Source organism: Frigoribacterium sp. 2-23 (genome assembly GCF_049601585.1).
Lineage (GTDB): Bacteria > Actinomycetota > Actinomycetes > Actinomycetales > Microbacteriaceae > Frigoribacterium.
In genome coordinates, this window is the sequence record NZ_CP187126.1 from 2,734,541 (window position 1) to 2,750,111 (window position 15,571).

At 71.4% G+C, this 15,571-nt stretch carries 14 protein-coding genes and 1 tRNA gene; 9 read left to right on the plus strand and 6 right to left on the minus strand.

The genetic code is table 11. The features are described from left to right. Positions 1-211 precede the first annotated feature (211 nt). The gene (locus ACPEEZ_RS12925) at positions 212-2,455 is read left to right on the plus strand and encodes a bifunctional lysylphosphatidylglycerol flippase/synthetase MprF (RefSeq protein ID WP_423919762.1); all 2,244 of its coding nucleotides are present in this window, start codon (positions 212-214) and stop codon (positions 2,453-2,455) included. A gap of 9 nt (positions 2,456-2,464) precedes the next feature. Further along, on the plus strand, positions 2,465-2,830 hold the full coding sequence (locus ACPEEZ_RS12930) for a hypothetical protein (RefSeq protein ID WP_423919765.1): 366 nt from the start codon (positions 2,465-2,467) through the stop codon (positions 2,828-2,830). Between the two features lie 87 nt (positions 2,831-2,917). Here the strand turns inward: ACPEEZ_RS12930 and ACPEEZ_RS12935 are convergent, their stop codons facing one another. Genes ACPEEZ_RS12935 through ACPEEZ_RS12950 form a run of 4 tightly spaced genes read right to left on the minus strand, consistent with a single transcriptional unit; the run spans position 2,918 to position 6,964 of the window. Beyond that, positions 2,918-3,544 carry a TOMM precursor leader peptide-binding protein gene (locus ACPEEZ_RS12935; protein ID WP_423919767.1) on the minus strand — a complete coding sequence of 209 codons (627 nt, stop codon included), beginning with the start codon at positions 3,542-3,544 and terminating at the stop codon, positions 2,918-2,920. An 8-nt stretch (positions 3,545-3,552) separates the two neighbouring features. Continuing rightward, positions 3,553-4,902, minus strand: coding sequence for a YcaO-like family protein (locus ACPEEZ_RS12940; RefSeq protein WP_423919770.1), 1,350 nt, complete (start codon positions 4,900-4,902; stop codon positions 3,553-3,555). Further along, a complete protein-coding gene (locus ACPEEZ_RS12945) occupies positions 4,899-5,963 on the minus strand; it encodes an ABC transporter permease (protein ID WP_423919772.1) in 1,065 nt (354 codons plus the stop codon). Before ACPEEZ_RS12945 ends, ACPEEZ_RS12940 begins: the two co-directional genes overlap by 4 nt. Further along, a complete protein-coding gene (locus ACPEEZ_RS12950) occupies positions 5,960-6,964 on the minus strand; it encodes an ABC transporter ATP-binding protein (RefSeq protein WP_423919775.1) in 1,005 nt (334 codons plus the stop codon). The genes ACPEEZ_RS12945 and ACPEEZ_RS12950 overlap by 4 nt, the downstream gene beginning before the upstream one ends. Positions 6,965-7,314: 350 nt before the next feature. Between ACPEEZ_RS12950 and ACPEEZ_RS12955 the strand changes: the two genes are divergently transcribed. The 6 genes from ACPEEZ_RS12955 to ACPEEZ_RS12980 are packed head-to-tail and all read left to right on the plus strand — an operon-like array spanning position 7,315 to position 14,203. Beyond that, entirely contained in the window at positions 7,315-7,485 is a 171-nt protein-coding gene (locus ACPEEZ_RS12955) for a thiocillin family RiPP (RefSeq protein ID WP_423919778.1), read from the plus strand. A 42-nt stretch (positions 7,486-7,527) separates the two neighbouring features. Further along, positions 7,528-8,670: a hypothetical protein gene (locus ACPEEZ_RS12960; protein ID WP_423919781.1), complete on the plus strand. Its 1,143-nt coding sequence runs from the start codon at positions 7,528-7,530 to the stop codon at positions 8,668-8,670. Next, entirely contained in the window at positions 8,667-11,033 is a 2,367-nt protein-coding gene (locus ACPEEZ_RS12965; protein WP_423919784.1) for a hypothetical protein, read from the plus strand. Before ACPEEZ_RS12960 ends, ACPEEZ_RS12965 begins: the two co-directional genes overlap by 4 nt. Then, positions 11,030-11,932 carry a lantibiotic dehydratase C-terminal domain-containing protein gene (locus ACPEEZ_RS12970; RefSeq protein WP_423919787.1) on the plus strand — a complete coding sequence of 301 codons (903 nt, stop codon included), beginning with the start codon at positions 11,030-11,032 and terminating at the stop codon, positions 11,930-11,932. Before ACPEEZ_RS12965 ends, ACPEEZ_RS12970 begins: the two co-directional genes overlap by 4 nt. Further along, complete coding sequence (locus ACPEEZ_RS12975; RefSeq protein WP_423919789.1) at positions 11,929-13,545, plus strand: hypothetical protein; 1,617 nt, start codon at positions 11,929-11,931, stop codon at positions 13,543-13,545. Before ACPEEZ_RS12970 ends, ACPEEZ_RS12975 begins: the two co-directional genes overlap by 4 nt. Beyond that, complete coding sequence (locus tag ACPEEZ_RS12980; protein ID WP_423919792.1) at positions 13,538-14,203, plus strand: nitroreductase family protein; 666 nt, start codon at positions 13,538-13,540, stop codon at positions 14,201-14,203. The genes ACPEEZ_RS12975 and ACPEEZ_RS12980 overlap by 8 nt, the downstream gene beginning before the upstream one ends. Before the next feature lie 82 nt (positions 14,204-14,285). On the opposite strand, the gene ACPEEZ_RS12985 is transcribed toward ACPEEZ_RS12980, so the two are convergent. Both ACPEEZ_RS12985 and ACPEEZ_RS12990 read right to left on the minus strand, forming a co-directional pair. After that, positions 14,286-14,361, minus strand: a tRNA-Arg gene (locus ACPEEZ_RS12985). A gap of 210 nt (positions 14,362-14,571) precedes the next feature. Then, positions 14,572-14,868 carry a hypothetical protein gene (locus tag ACPEEZ_RS12990; protein WP_423919794.1) on the minus strand — a complete coding sequence of 99 codons (297 nt, stop codon included), beginning with the start codon at positions 14,866-14,868 and terminating at the stop codon, positions 14,572-14,574. Positions 14,869-14,982: 114 nt separating this feature from the next. Between ACPEEZ_RS12990 and ACPEEZ_RS12995 the strand changes: the two genes are divergently transcribed. Beyond that, positions 14,983-15,567 (plus strand): ArsR/SmtB family transcription factor, encoded by a 585-nt coding sequence (locus ACPEEZ_RS12995; protein ID WP_423919797.1) that lies wholly within the window; start codon positions 14,983-14,985, stop codon positions 15,565-15,567. Positions 15,568-15,571: the final 4 nt, after the last annotated feature.

Consider the following 15,571-nt stretch of genomic DNA (forward strand, 5'->3'; position numbering starts at 1 on the left):
GTTGGCTTCGCGTGGCGTTCGCGTCGTCGTGTCGCGTCCGTGCACGACAACACGTCGCGAACGCGACACGACGCGCCGAGCACCGCGCCGGGCGGACCGCAGAGCAAGCGCGACCGCAGCGCAGCGCAGCGCACCGAAAATCATCCGCGAGGACGGCACGCTAAGCCGCACGGGCGATGACCGCCGCACCCGCGTTGACCAAGCTGAGTGCGTGAACACCCTTCCGACTCCCGACGGCACGACCGAGCGCACCGCTGAGCGCGCCACCGAGCGCACGACGAGTGCGCACGACGCGAACCGCGCCGCACGCATCCCGGACATGCCGAGCGCCCCGGGCACCGGCACCTCACGCGCCGCCACCCCCTGGCGCGCCGTCGCGGCCTCCTCGCGAGCGCTCGGCCGCTTCCCGATCGCGGCGCTGTCCGTCGCCCTCGGTGCCGCCTGGCTCGTGACCCCCTCGGCGATGCCTCCGCACACACCCTTCGTGGCCGTCCTGATCGTCGCGCTGACCGCACTCGCGCTCGGCTGGGCCGAAGCGCGGGTCGGTTCCGTTCGCACCGGTGCCGTCGCCGCCCTCGGCTCGACCGCGGCCGCGGCGCTCGCCTTCGTCTTCATCAAGGTCGGGGCCGATGCCGGCGAGGTGTTCTCGCAGATGGCCGCCTTAGACCGTGTGTGGGCGCCGTCCGTCACGGCGGTCGTCGTCGTCGCCGCGGTCAGCCGGTCGATGGCGCCGTACAAGCGCGAGGGCGTGCGGGCGGCGCTCACCACCGTGGTGCTCGCCGGTGTGCTGTTCGGTGGTCACGGCCTCGACGTCGCGCGCGCCCTGGGTCTCGTGATCGGCCTGCTCGCCGGCCGCCTGCTCGTGGCACCGTCCCCGGCTCCCGCCTGGAGGGACCAGACGAACCACCGCGCCCGCTCGGTCGTCGCCGTCTTCATGGCGACGCTGGCCCTCGGCTGGTCGATCGCGCTCGTGTCGCCCGTGGCCGTCGGAGTCCTCGCTCCGCTCGGCGCCGTGTTCGACCCGCAGGTGACCATCGTCGCGATCGCGGCGCTCGTCCTCGCCACGGGGTTGCTCCTCCGGGGTCGCCGACTCGGCCTCGTCATCTCGGTCGCTGCGCTCCTCCTGATGACGGGCCTCCTGGCCTGGTACTTCACCGTGCTGCCCCTCACGGAGCAGTGGTTCACCTGGCAGGGCATCGACGTCGGTGAGGCCGAGTGGCAGGTCCTGCTCCTGCTGCTGTGGGTCGCGCCGGCGGCCACGCTCGGCGTGCTGCTGAGCCGACGGGCGGCGTTCGCGCGACGCCGTGCGGCATCGTGGGACGCCGCCCACCACGACCGCGTCTTCGAACGCGTCGTCGCGGGCGATGCCGGAACGCTCGGCTACATGGCGACCTGGCTCGGCAACAGCCACTGGTTCGCCCCGACCTCGGAGGCGTCGGCGACACCCGACCACGAGGGTGCGGTGGCCTACCGCGTGGCGCACGGCGTCGCCCTCACGGTCTCGGACCCGCTCAGCACGGCCGACGACGCCCCGGAGACGATCCGCCGATTCGCCCGGCACTGCTCGGCGGCCGGTCTGATCCCGGCGTTCTACAGCATCCACGGTCGGCACCTCGACACCTTCGCCGAGCTCGGCTGGAGCGTGACACCGGTAGCCGAGGAGGCGGTGCTCGATCTGGCGACGTTCAGTACGGCCGGCAAGAAACGACAGGATCTGCGAACGGCCACGAACCGGGCTCTCCGCGACGGCGTCTCGGCGCACTGGGGCAGCTACGACACGCTGCCGCGTGAGCTGAGACGTCAGGTCGAAGCCCTCAACACGGAGTGGGTGGGCGCCAAGGCGCTCCCCGAGATGGGCTTCACCCTGGGCAGCCTGCGCGAGCTGCAGGACGCGAACGTCCGTCTGCTCCTGGCCGTCGACGAGCACGACCGCGTGCACGGCATCACCAGCTGGTTGCCCGTCCACCGCCACGGCGTGCTCGTCGGCTACACCCTCGACGTCATGCGTCGCGGCGTCGACCCCATGCCCGGCGTGATGGAGTACCTGATCAGCACCGCGGCCCTGACCTTCAAGGCGGACGGCCTCGAGGTGCTGAGCCTGTCCGGCACACCGCTGGCCTGCGCCCACACCGACGCCCCGACCCGCATCGTCGACCGCGTCATCGCTCACGCGTTGGCGGTGACCGGACGCGCCCTCGAACCGTCCTACGGCTTCACGTCCCTGATGCGGTTCAAGGCGAAGTTCGATCCTCGCTACGAGACGCTCTGGGTCGCCTACCCGAGCCCGACGGACCTCGCGCCCATCGGTCGCGCCCTGACGAAGGCGTACGTGCCCTCGCTGCGCGCGCAGCATGTCGTCGCCGCCGTCCGGGCGGCACGTCTGCACTCCCGACGAGCAGCAGGCGCGGGCACCGGCCGACCTGCGGACGGGCGCGCGACCACAGCCCGTTCGTAGACTCGGGTCGTGAGCAACGCGCTGTCGAGGGCCGTCCGGGGAACGCTGCGGCGACACCCCTGGGTGACGTCCGCACTCAGCGCCGTGTTCCTGGCGCTCATCGTCTGGGCCGGAGCGTCCCACGGCTGGGACCTCGCCGCCGTCGTCGGCGCGGGGTTCCGTCGGGCACCGCTCTGGCTGCTGCTCGTGCTCGGCGTGCCCCTGTTCGGCGCGGGTGTCATCGTCGGGATACGTCAACAGATGCGCCTCCACGTCGCGAAGGACCTCGCGTCTGCGCCGCCGAGCCCCGAGGTCGAGCGGCTCCGCCGGGACGGGCCGGGCTGGCTCACACGACGGGCGGCAGCCGTCGAGAAGGACGACAGCTCAGCCGACTGACGGCTCCGTGCTCGCGCGAGCACACTCGGTCACGGCCAGACGCTCACGGCGGCGTCGAGCGCTAGCCGTTCTCGATCCCGGTCCCGCTCAGCGGGCGAGCGCCGCTAGGGAGCGCCATGAGGCGTCGGGCTCGGAGCTCGCTCCGCACCGGGAGCATCCGGTGACGGGGACGACCTCCGACTCGACGAGCCGGAGGTGGCTCAACCCCGACCTCACCAGCCGCGCACCCGGCGTCCGGTCCCCGGTCCGACGCGGGGACTCGTCCGCAGCGGCCAGCACGTGATCGACGAGCGCGACAGCGGTCTCGACATGGAGGGGGAGGTGACCGGACGCCCCCAGCGTCGGATCGTCGTCGAACAGAGTCTGGAGCTGGGAGTCGACCGGCGTCAGCAGGCCGTGCTGATACTGCCGCGACAGGAAGCACTGGTAGCAGGCGGCCGTCGCAGGCGAGACCAGCGGCCCCACCCGGACATGGCGCGGTTCGAGGACGACCGGCAGCCAGGCGCGGCCGGTCCGTCGGCAGACGTCGTCGACGAAGGCGAACTCGCGAGGCTGCTCGCGCCAACTCGCGACGACGGTGAGCGCGGCGGGCTCCCACTCGCTCGGCGACCAGAGCTGGGGCGTCGACAGCAGGGCAGCCCCGTGCAGCTCGACGAGCCGACCGGCCACCTCCTCTCCGAAGTCACCGAAGGGGAACACCTGGATCGTGCGCACGGGGCTCCTCACGCGAAAGGCTGGGGATCGTCGGTGACGGTCTCGAGGGTTCGTCCGGGATGACCCATCGCCGTGGGTGCGGAGACGACACGGGGCGAGCCGAGGAACCGGGCGGAATGGACGAACGAGAGAGGAACGAGTTGCGGCACGACGACCTTGACGACGTGCACGCCCGCCATCTCGGACTCCCGCGTCGAGATGTCGACGGCGACCACGTCGTAGCCGCGCGACGCGAGGCGCTCGACCAGGAAGTCGAGCTTGTCGTGCGGGGTTCTCAATCCCGTCACGCCCATGTCGACGAGGCGCACCGGAGGCGTCTGAGAGTCGACGAGGAAGTCGAACGACGAGCTGCGCTCGGGGGCGCCCATGTAGATGGCGCCGTCGTAGACCGTGATGAAGGAGTTGACGTCGTCGGGAATCTCGCCGAACGTCTCGAGGCCGAGGCGTGAGGCCGCGACCTCGCGGAGGATCTTCATCACCGAGAGGGCCGGATCGAGGTTGCAGTCGCACATGACGATCTGCCGCAGGGTGTCGTGGCGCTCATCGATCTCGAGGCAGTAGACGGTCGGTATGCCGAGGTCGGTGGTCGCGTCGAAGAAGCGATAGCTCCGCCCGTCGCGCTCGGCCGCCGCCAGCCGCTCCCTCACCTCGGCCGGGGCACCGGTGAAGTCGATGGGCGGCAGAGGCAGCTTCTGCAGCCACACGAGAGCGATGGCGTCGCGCTCGACGACCTCGCAGAGCCCTCCCACGACAGCCGCTGCGAGGTCGGTGTGGGCGGCGCAGCCCGTGGAGATGGGAAGGGTGAACCGCTCGCTCCGCGTCAGCGGAGGCATGTGCAGCCAGGTCATGACCGCAGGCACCCACGTCGGCTCCGAGGCAGTCAGGGACCAGCCCTGGACCCATCGGATCGTCTCGGCCGAATCGAAGGTCACGACCGGGCACCGGGGATCGGCGAGCTCCTCGGGGCTGCAGACCGGCACCTGGGACATGTCGAGGGCGGGTCCGTCGAGGTCGTCGAGGGACGACCAGCGCACCGGCCGCGACGGGACGCAGTTCGCGTGCCTCTCGATCGCCTCCACGATCGAGATGGCCCGAGCCAGGTCGGGCTCGACATCGCCTCCCGTGCCGCTGATCTCCACCGCGGAGGCACGAGACGCCGACCGGTCGATGTTGGCGTGCACCTTGCCGATGCCGCCGAGGACGGCTCCGAACACGGCGAAGGCGGAACCCTCGGCGGACACCCGGCCCACCGACTCGACGAGGCCGGCCTCCGCGGACACCACGGCGTCGAGCGCAGTCAGCTCGGGCGGCAGGACGTAGCCGGTGCCGGCGGGCACCGTGTCGGTCGTCGTACTCATCGCTCGCGGTCGTCCCAGAGGAAGAGCTTGGCTGCGAGTGCGGAGACGACCACGGTGGCGCCGAGCATCATGGCCCAGAGGACGTAGACACTCGCGAACCCCTCGGTTCCGGTCAGGTCGCGGCCGGCCGCCTGCATGAACCACGTGGTCGGCAGCACGTCGAGGGCGACGAGCACGCCGTCGGGCAGGAAGTCCTTCGGGAAGACGTTTCCCGAGGCGAAGAGGGCCAGCACGGGCACGAGCACGCTGATCTGGTTGATGATCTCGGCGTTCCGCGACCGCGAGGCGAGGAGGTACGCGAAGGAGAAGAACATCAGGAGCCCCAACACGAACGTGACGATCAGGCGCAGGGTACCGGCGACGTCGAGGTAGCCGAGTGAGGCCGCGACCGCGACCACGACGGCCCCGACGACGGCCCCGAGGCCGAAGCGGACCGGGGTCTGCGCGGCGATGAAGGTGAGCTTGCGGACGGGCGTGGTGCCGAGCAGGCGGAGCGTCCCCCGCTGTCGCAGCGACACGACCGGCACCGCGGTGCCCATGAAGGTGATGGCCATGAAACCGATCGCGGCCACCCCGGCGAGGTTCGACCTGAGAAGGTCGAGCTGAGGTGCGCCCGTGTCGTCGACGACCACGACGTCTCCCGACGAGTAGCCGGTGTCGGCCACCGCCGACGCCAAGGCGATCCACCGGGGCGGGTCCTCCGAGCTGAGCATGATGACTGCACGGTCGGCGTCGACCACGACGACGGCGTCGGTGTCGCCCGCAGCGTCCGAGGATGTCGACGCCGGGATACCGGCCCGCTCCAGCGACGACATGACGTCATCGACGGCGGACTGCTCGCCACTCACGGCGACCACCGGCTCGGGTCGGTTGCCGTAGTTGACGACGAAGTTGAGACCGATGATCAGGAGGAAGAAGAAGAAGAACATGAAGAGGATCGAGAAGGAGCCCTTCCGGTCGCGGTAGAGCTCCTTCGCGTTCCACGTGCTGAGTTCGGTGAACGCAGAGCGGACGGCGACCGGCTCGGCCGAGCCGCTCCGCCGCGTGTCGGTCGCGGTCATGCGCGCCTCCTTTCGCCGTGGCCGGGAGACGCGGGCTCCGATCCCGAGGTCGACACGACGTCGAGGAAGTAGTTCTCGAGCGTGCTCCTCTCGACCGAGAAGCTCCGCGCGTGCAGCCGCGAGCGGAACGTGACGGCTCGCATGACCGAGTCCGGATCCTCCGTGGCGATCTCGATCTTCTTCCCGTCGGCGACCATCGACTCCTCGAAGGACGTGACGGTGATGGCGGCGCGCAGGTCGGCGAGGTCGGCATCGGCGTCGACGACGAACGAGACCGTGCTCATCAGCCCGCTCAAGCGGACGAGCTCCGCCGGCGAGTCGAGGGCCCGGACGACGCCGTCGACCAGGATCGCGACGCGGTCGCAGACCTGAGTCGCCTCCTGCATGTCGTGGGTGGAGAAGAGCACGGTGACCCCGGAGTCCCTGAGCTGCCGCACGACGGCGAGCAGCCCCTGTTTCGCCTTGGGGTCGAGGCCCGCCGAGGGCTCGTCGAGGACGACCACCTCGGGGTCGCCGATGAGGGCGACACCCAGCAGGAGACGGCGCAGCTGCCCGCCCGACAGGTCCCGCGACCAGGTGCTCGCCTTCTCCACCAGACCGATCTCCTCCATCACCTCCGCCACCGGACGCGGCGACTCGTGGAAGGACGCGTAGAGACGCAGCGTCTCGACCACCGAGAGGGTCTCGAACAGGCTGGCCGACTGGGGCTGGACGGAGACGCGGGACGTGATGAACGCCCTCGAGGACGTGGGCTCGTGCCCGAGCACGGAGATGGTGCCGGAGTCGATGCGGCGCAGGCCGACGATGCTCTCGAGGAGCGTCGACTTGCCGGCGCCGTTCGGGCCGAGCAGGCCGAAGATCTCGCCCGGGGCCACGCTGAGCGATACGCCTCGGAGGACCTTCTTGTCGCCGTACGACTTGACGACGTCCGTGACATCGACGACGCCGGAGTCGGCGCCTCCCCCCGAGGCCGCAATACGGCTCCGTGATGCCTCGATCATGGCTACCCCCAATTCGTAGTCATCACCTGCATTAACAGCAACATCGCCGTTAACACGTGTGGATGCCCGTCACGAAGACGAACAATGAGTCCTCGTCACCATAACCCACCCATCCGGGGGGAGCGCAAGACCCGTGGCCAAGTCTCCGTCTCGCGGGGGAGACAACTCTGTCTTCCCGCCAACATCCCTGCAAATTCAGGCACTTTGAGTGCCGGCGACATTTACCGGCAATGCTCGCGAACCTCCTTGACAGACCCTCACATCCGTGTCTACGGTCTCCGTGAGCGTCGCGGTGGGGGGCACCCGCTCTCGCAGTTTTCTATGTGCGGCGCCGTCATTACAAAGGGGAAATGATGAAGAACATCAACACGGTCGACCTGGTCTCCGTCGAGGAACTCTCGATCGAGGACCTGCCCGACTCGGTCTCGCCCGGCACGAGCAGCGCCGGCACGGGATCGACCTTCTCGAGCGCCACCGGCTCCATCGGCACGGGCAGCAGCCTGAGCACGTACAAGTCCTGAGCCCCGAGAGATGCACCACACCTGCGGCCGGGCGGCCTCACTGTGACGGTTCGCCCGGCCGCAGGTCGCCCCCAGACCCCGGACGATCTCGCCTGGCGAGACGTCCCGTTCATCCAGATCACGGCCGCGCTCGAGGTCCGCGAAGGCGCCGAGGGTCGCCCTCTGCTCGTCACCGGGTCGGGCCACCATTACTCGGTCTCGCGGGCGTCGCTGACCGTCGTCGACCTCCTGCGCGAGGGCTGTTCCGGTCGAGAACTCTATCGCCGGGTGCCCGGTGCCGGCGCAGCCTCGGCCACACCCGAGCGCGACCCGCTGGGTCAGTTCCTCGTCGCCCTCCAAGACGGCGGTCTCCTCAACGTCCCGCCGAGAGAAGACCGTGCCCGTCGGAGCGCGCGGCTCCAACGCTGGGCGGGGCTCGACCTCTTCCGGCGGTTCCCGCTGTCCGCCTCCGCGACCCGTCGCGTCGAGTCGTGGGGGGCGGCGGTCGCGACGCTCCCGCGCGGGCTCGTCGTGGCCCTCCTCCTCGGCCTCCCGCTGGCCGCCGCCGCGTGGGGCGTCCCGTCGATCGGCGCGCCGACGGGTCTCCCGCCGGCCAGTGGGGTCGCCGCGATCATCGCCCTCCTGATCGTCCAGCTGGCCATCCACGAGCTCCTGCATGCGCTGACGATGGGGTTCCTCCGGCTCCCTGTCCGGGACATGGGCGTCGGGCTCGTCTTCTCCGTGGTCCCCGCGGGCTACGTGGACCGGTCGTCCACTTATGGGCTCCGTTCGCGGGGAGGCCGCGCGATGGTGTCGCTGTCAGGTCCGCTCTGGGATCTCCTCTGTCTCGGGCTCGTGGCGGGTTCGGCCACCCTCGTGGAATCCCCCGAGATCCGGACCGTGATGACGTGGCTCAGCTACTTCCAGGTCTACAGCCTGGTCATCAACCTCAACCCGCTCTTCCGCACCGACGGCTACTACGTCCTCGAGTCGCTCCTGGGGTCGGTGAACATGCGCACGCGGGCGTTCCTCTACGTCGTCCTCAGACTCGGCCGTCGAGAGCTCCCGGCTCACCTCCGCACGACCAGCGCACGCACGCGCGCCGGCTACTGGGCGTATGCCGCGGTCTGCGCCTGCTACGCCGCTTTCATCGTGATGACGCTCGTCGTCTCGGCCGTGGCCGTGCTGCGGGTGGTGACGTCGTGAGCGTGGTGGCCGGGCCCCGTCTCGCGCGCATCGCCGCCCTGCCCACCTCGTCGCTCGACCTCAGCCGGGCCGTCACGGCGGATCTGCTCGCTGCCGTCCACGAGACCGCCCGCATCGCGGCGCTCGAAGCGAATCGCGCGGCCGACGCGTTGCACGATGCGGTGCCCCGGGCAGACGGCCCGACGCGGCGGCGTCTCCTGTCCGCTCGTCGGCGCCTGCACCGAGGAACGCGGCTCGGGCAGCCCGACCTCGAGCTCGTGGCCGAGTGGACGACGCCGGGACACCGGCGTGCCCTCGAGACCGCTCAGGACGCGCACGATGCGGCGGCGGACCACCTCCGCACCGCGGTCGCCGACGACACCCGACACGCCGAGGGGCTCCTCCGGGCGGCGCTGGCCGCCCCCGCTGTCGACGACGCCCTGTCGCTGGTGTCGCCGGAGCTGCGCCGGTCCGTCGGCGGGGCCGACCTCGTGGCCGGATCGCGGCTCGCGAGGAAGGCGCTGTTCGCCGTGGCCCGGGCCGCGCTCAAGCCGACCCCGCTCTCCACGCTGGCCGGCATCCGGCACGAGTCGGATGCCGGGCCCGCCCGGCGCGTGGTGCAGATCTCACCCACTCTCGTGCCGACGCTGCTCGCTGCTGCGGCGGCCGACCCGGCGGTGCGCCGCACCCTCGTGTGGCGTCGGTCGGGAGAGACAGACCGCGGCGAGGGTCGGCGGGTCATCCGCCGCCGCGTCTCCATCGTGGGCGGGTTCGGCTGGGGCACCACCTCGATGAGTACCGTCGACGACTCGTCGAGCGAGGTCTCGGACGCCCCCTGCCATCCCCTCACCTGGGACGACCTCAGACGGCTCGCGGCGGGGGCCGCCGATCCGGACGCCCGCGTCGGACGCTGGGTGGCATCGGGTCTCGTCGAGCCCGTCGTCCCGCTCGGGCCCGACGGAGGACGGCTGGCAGACCTCGCCGCGGTGCTGGCCGCGTCGGGCACACCGGTCGGCGTCGACGCCGCGGGGCACCTCGAGCGGGCCCTCGAGCATGCCGACGAGGTCGCCGCGCTGAGTGGGGACGACCGGCGCTCCGCCCTCGGCAGCCTGAACCACCACCTCGCCGCGGCGGCAGACGCGCTCGACGCCGACCTCGACCCCCGCCGGGTCGTCTACGAGGACTCGGTGTCGCCGCACGTGCGCGTTCCGCCCGACGACGGACGTGCCCTCCAGGCGGTCGCCGATCACCTGCGGCCGACGTTCTTCCGCTCGCGGGCCTACGGTGCCGTCGTCGAGGCGTTCACGGCACGTCACGGTATCGGCGGCCGGGCCGTCGACGCAGCCCTGTTCTTCCACGAGGCCGCAGGCGACCCGACCTGGGCCGCGGAGGTGCACCGGAGGTGGACGGCCGACAGCACACACGCGGCCGATCCCGCCGATGCTCATGCGCGGGGCCCCGTCGGCCGCACGACGGCACCCCCCACGGCAGCGGTGAGCTACCAGGAGGCGACGACGGGAGGCGACGCGCTCGTGCTCAACCAGGTGCACGGAGGGCTGGGCGGCATCATCGCCCGCTACGGCCAGCTCGACGGCGAGGACCGTGGGCCCGTCCGCACGGCGGTCGATGCGTGGCTCGACTCCTGCTTCGGCGACGTCCCGTGGCTGCCCTTCGTGCCGAACCACGACGTGAACTCGTTGCAGCGCCAGGGGGCCGGCGGACGAGAGGTGCTGCACTGGCCGGCCGACGGCGTCCCTCGTCGCGCCGGGGCCACCTCCTTCTCGGACCTGTCTCTCACTCATGACGCCGCGTCGGACACCCTCGAGTTCAGGACCGCTCGGGGCGATCTCGTGGCACCCGTGTACCTCGGCGTCGTCCCGCCGTGGTCGTTCGATCTCGCCACGCGACTCGCCCTGACGGTCATGGACCCGTGGGTCGACGGTTCGGAGCTCTCGCGGGCGTCGAACCCCTACGTGCGCCGCATGCTCGTGGCGAGCCGCCCCGGGCACCGCGATCGGTGCACGGTCGACGGCGCCGTCGTCGTCGAGCGGGAGACGTGGGACCTGCCCGGGGACACCTTCCCGACCGCCGACCGTCCGCTGGTCGACGCCGTCGCCTACCTGCTCGAAGTCGATGGCTGGCGCCGTGGACACGGCATGCCCGACGAGGTCTTCGTCGTGGCGATCGGTAGCGATCCCGTCGACGCCTCGACCCGCAAGCCGGTGTGGCTCGACTTCCGTTCCCTCCATGCCGTCCTCGCGGTCGCCGAGCACGTCGCCGGGGCGGAACTGCTCCGGGTGCAGGAGGCATCGCCGACTCGGGCCGCCGCGGACAGGGTCGTGGAGCACCTGCGGCTGCTGCGGTGGCAGGAGGACGCTCGGTGACCGCGCACGAGGCCAGGGCCGGCGAGCGGGCGGACCGTCGCCCGCCAGAGGTCTGGAGCTACGTGTCCGCCTACCCGGAGCGGGCCGACGACCTCGACCTCGACCGCGTGCTCCGCGAGTGGCTCGTCCCGCTCGCGGCACGGTGGGAGCCCCGCGGCGAGCGCTGGTTCTTCCTGCGCTTCGTCGACGAGCACGGCCCCCACGTGCGCTTCCGCCTGCTCTCCGACCCCGACGTGGCCGACGCCCTCCACCACGAGCTCTTCGTCGCTCGGCGCAGGCCCCTGGTCGGCAGGGGCGCGAGCTCCCGGACGAGCATGCTCGGCGCCGTCAGCTCATCGACGGACGGGGGCGGCACGGTGCGGCTGATCGGCGGCCTGTACGAGCCCGAGACCGGCAAGTGGGGCTCGGGTGCGCCGCTGGCCGCCGCCGAACGCGCGTTCTCCTCGTCGAGCGCCCCGGTGCTCGCCGCCGTCGCCGACCGGGGCCTGGACGAGGAGGCGCGGGTGAGGATCGCCGCGACGGCCCAGCTCGCCGTCGTCCGGGCCTGGTCGCCACCGGCCGACGTCATCCGGGCCTTCGCGCACGCGCACCGGGATTGGTGGGCCGGACCTGCGACGGTGCAGGACGCCGCCCGGCCGTCCGCTGCCCGGCTCCGCGAGATCGTCGAGGAGGTCGTCGATGCCACGGACGGGAACGCCTGGACGCCGTACGCCGAGCACGTCGTCGCCGGCCCCCACGCACCGGGCCGGCCCCTCGCCTATTACCTGCACCACCACCTCCACCTGACTGCGAACCGACTCGGGCTGACGCCGTTCCAGGAGTCGACCCTCGCGGGCGCCCTGGGCGACCTCGCCCCGGCCGCGGCCCGCCCCGAGAGAGAGCGAGGGCACCTCGCGTGACCCCACACACCATGGACGCCGCCGGGCTCACCCGCGCCGCGGCGGGCGACCCCCAACTCACGCCGCCGGCGCGCCCGTGCGCGACCCCCGGCGTGATGACCGCGTGGCTCCGGGACGGCTTCGTCGTCGAGGGCCTGCATTCCCGACGCGTGTTGCGGGGCACCTCGACGAGAGCGCTCCTCACCGCGGTGCTCCCCCTCCTCGATGGCACGCGCACCCATGACGAGCTGGCGTCGGAGTCCGGGATCGACGCCGATGCCATCCGTCAGGTCCTGATGATCCTCTTCGCGGCCGGTCTGCTCGTCGACGGAGAGCCGGGCGACGCGTCCGATCCCGTGCTCACGTTCCTGCACCGAGCCAGCGACGAGACCCGATCGAACCCGTCGGGCCGGGAGGCACTCGCCCGGGTCGCCGCGGCACGGGTGCGCCTGCTCGGCGAGGTCGGAGCGCTGCCGTCGCTCGCACGACAGCTCGGTGCGTCGGGCGTCTCGGCCGTCGACGACGCGGAGGAGGCCGACGACCGACCCGCGGGGCTCCCCGACCTGGCGATCGCCGTGCTGACCTCGAGATCCCGCGAGGCCGTCGTGGGGCACGCACGTCGGCTGCGCGAGGACGGCGTGCCCGTGCTGCCGGTGCATGTGGAGGCCGACGGCGTGGTCGTCGGCCCGGTGAGCTACCCCGACTTCGGCCCCTGTCTCGAGTGCGCGGCGGGCCAGGTCGACCTCGATGTGCTACCCATGGGCTCGACGGTGGGCCGACTGATCGGGGCGGTCGTGGCGCAGGAGGCGGTGCTCATGATCTCGGAGACCGGGTCGGCCCAGACGATGAACAACGCCCTCCGGGTGACGTCGTCGCCGCTCCGCACCGAGGCCCTGGCGATGCACTCCCGGCCCGGCTGCCCGACCTGCGGCGGTGGCGGGCCACTCGTCGAGGAGCCACCGGTTGCGTATCGCTTCGAGACCGCCGTGGCGATGCTGCCGGCGCGCCTCCGACGACCGAGAGGACACCAGAAGCACTACGAGCCGTCGAGCGTCTCGCTGCAGTACGAGCAGCGGACGATACCGGGGCGAGAGGCCGTCGTCCTGCCCGAGGTACACGCCGTCGACCCCGTCGAGCGCGACGGAACGCTCGACCTCGCAGCCGTCTCGCGGCTCCTCCAGCTCTCGTTCGGGGTGCATCGACGGAGGTCGGAGGAGGAGTCGGCCATTCGACGGTGGACCCCGACCGGCGGCAACCTCGGCTCGCCCCAGGCGTACCTCTCATGCGCCGGTGTGCCGAGCCTCGACGACGGGCGCTGGTTCTTCGACGCCGGTTCCCGGTCGCTCACGCGCCTCCGCGACCCGGGCAGTGCCCTGCCCGAAGGACTTCGTCTGACGGTCGTGTGCGAGGTCAGCCGCGTCTGGTCGAAGTACAACATCTTCGGCTACCGCATCGTCCATCTCGACACCGGCGCCGCTCTCGCCAGTCTGCGGCTCGCGGCCGCCTCGGCCGGCCTCGCCGTCGGCAACCATCTCGCCTGGGACGATGCGAGCCTCGAGGGCGAGTTCGGAATCGACGCGAAGGAGCAGATCGTGACGGCCCACCTCGAGATCACCGGAGGCCACCATGCGTAGCTCCTGGGAGCTGTTCCGCGACGTGCGCGCCGAGAGCGCTTCGGCGTCGACCAAGGGGCTGCGGGGGCCCGTCACGACCATGTGGCCTGAATCCGACTCCGCCTCCAGCGCGGCTCTGGGCGCGCGACGTGCCGTGAAGGACTTCGAGGACGCCCCGCTCGACCCGGCACAGCTCGAGCGGCTCTGCGCCTCCGTCCGCCGCGCCGACATCGACCTCTGGTCCGGTCATCAGGAGACGTCGCCCCTGCGGGTGCTTGTCGCGGTGCGGAATGTCGACGGCCTCAGCACCGGTGTCCACGAGCACGTCGACGGGCGCCTGGAGTTGCTCGCGGCGGTCGAGGACCAGGAGTTCCTGGACGGGTTGGTCCTCCAGCCCGAGTTCGCGGCGGCCTCCGCCATCGTGGTCGTGGCGGGTTCCCTGGCCGCAGCCGTCGAGGCCGATGGGGAGCACGGCTACCGCCTCCTGCTCGAACGAGCCGGCGCAGCCTGCCAGACCGCCTGGCTCAGTGCGGTGGGCCAGGGACTCGACGGCTGCATCTTCGCCGGCCTGCTGCCGTCGGGGCTGGCCTCGCTGGTCGGCTTCGACGGGTACTACTCGACGCAATTGCTCGCCTTCGCCGTCGGCCACGAGCGCTCAGCAGAACGGAGAGCCGACTGACCAGAGGCTGCCGCGGCCGAGGGACCGAGCCGCTCCGGAAACGACGAACGGCCCAGCTTGCGACTGGGCCGTTCTGCATCTCTGGTGCGCCTGGAGGGACTCGAACCCCCAACCTTCTGATCCGTAGTCAGATGCTCTATCCGTTGAGCTACAGGCGCGTGATACCGGCCGATTGGCCAGAGGAAACACTACACGAGCCTCGGCAGGTTCGCGAATCGAGGGCACGGACGGCGGACGACGCCTGCGAGAGCCCTCGCCCCGTGGCGTGACACCGCTTTCTGCACACGACACCGGGTCATGACGCGGTGCCCTGCACAGAAGGCGCTGTCACACGAGCCCGCCGGGCGAACAGCGGCCCGAAGACCGACTCAGTACGAGTGCGGCCCCTCGCTCGGTCCGCGGCGCTCGCCCAGCAATGCGTCCACGTCACGCGAGTCGGCCGTGCCGGCCTCGCGTCGCTTCGGCGGCCCGGGCTTCGCCGGAGTCACCCCGCGATCGTCTCGCCCCTCGGTCGTCTCGACGGTGGTCTCACGGGACGGCATCCCGTCCTCCTGTGTCCCGTCGTGGTTGACGTCGTGGGCCTCTTCGTCCGCGGTCGTCTCGTCTCGCGACACGTCCTCGTCGACCGTGCCGTTCTGCACACCGTTCAGTTTCTCGTCGCTCATGGTGAGCCTCCTCGTGTTCTCGGTGTCGAACGTCCAGGGAACACCCCGAGGCTGGGTCCGCACACATCCACAACGACTCTTGCGCAATACTCCTTGTGCATCTATGGTCGAGGCATGCCGCACGAGAGCCGCACCACCCTCACCGACGCCACCGCCATGCGCGTGCTCGCACACCCCACGCGCCTCCACCTGCTCGGCCTGCTCCGCGAACGCGGCCCCCAGACGGCAGCGCATCTGGGCGATGCCGTCGACGAGGCCCCCGGAACGATCAGCTACCACCTCGGCAAGCTCGCCTCCATCGGCCTCATCGAGCAGACCGACCAGGGCACCGACCGCCGCGAGCGCTGGTGGCGGGCGACCACCGACCTCACCGCGTGGGAGCCCGCCGACCAGATCGACGACCCCACCCAGCTGCAGGCCTCGACGGCACTGCAACGCGCCATCGGCCAGGCGTACCTGACGAACTTCATGGCCTATCTCGACGCCGTGCCGACGATGCCGCGCGAGTGGGTGGCGGCGGCCGCCAGCTCCGACCGCAGCTTGCATCTGACGGTCGAGCAGCTGGCCGAGCTGCGTGCCGACCTCGAGTCGGTCGTGTCGCGTTTCGTCGACGCGAGCACCGTCAACCAGGCCGCGGCGACCCCCGGTGCCGAGCTCGTCACGCTCGTCTACCAGGCCTACCGCCGCCCCGAGGCGTGACGAC

What these genes read in the sequence shown, in the direction of transcription:
- ACPEEZ_RS12950 (WP_423919775.1), bottom strand. Translation starts at nt 6,964, where the DNA reads ATGATCGAGGCATCACGGAGCCGTATTGCGGCCTCGGGGGGAGGCGCC.
- ACPEEZ_RS12980 (WP_423919792.1), top strand. Translation starts at nt 13,538, where the DNA reads ATGCGTAGCTCCTGGGAGCTGTTCCGCGACGTGCGCGCCGAGAGCGCT.
- ACPEEZ_RS12995 (WP_423919797.1), top strand. Translation starts at nt 14,983, where the DNA reads ATGCCGCACGAGAGCCGCACCACCCTCACCGACGCCACCGCCATGCGC.
- ACPEEZ_RS12940 (WP_423919770.1), bottom strand. Translation starts at nt 4,902, where the DNA reads ATGAGTACGACGACCGACACGGTGCCCGCCGGCACCGGCTACGTCCTG.
- ACPEEZ_RS12945 (WP_423919772.1), bottom strand. Translation starts at nt 5,963, where the DNA reads ATGACCGCGACCGACACGCGGCGGAGCGGCTCGGCCGAGCCGGTCGCC.
- ACPEEZ_RS12955 (WP_423919778.1), top strand. Translation starts at nt 7,315, where the DNA reads ATGATGAAGAACATCAACACGGTCGACCTGGTCTCCGTCGAGGAACTC.
- ACPEEZ_RS12990 (WP_423919794.1), bottom strand. Translation starts at nt 14,868, where the DNA reads ATGAGCGACGAGAAACTGAACGGTGTGCAGAACGGCACGGTCGACGAG.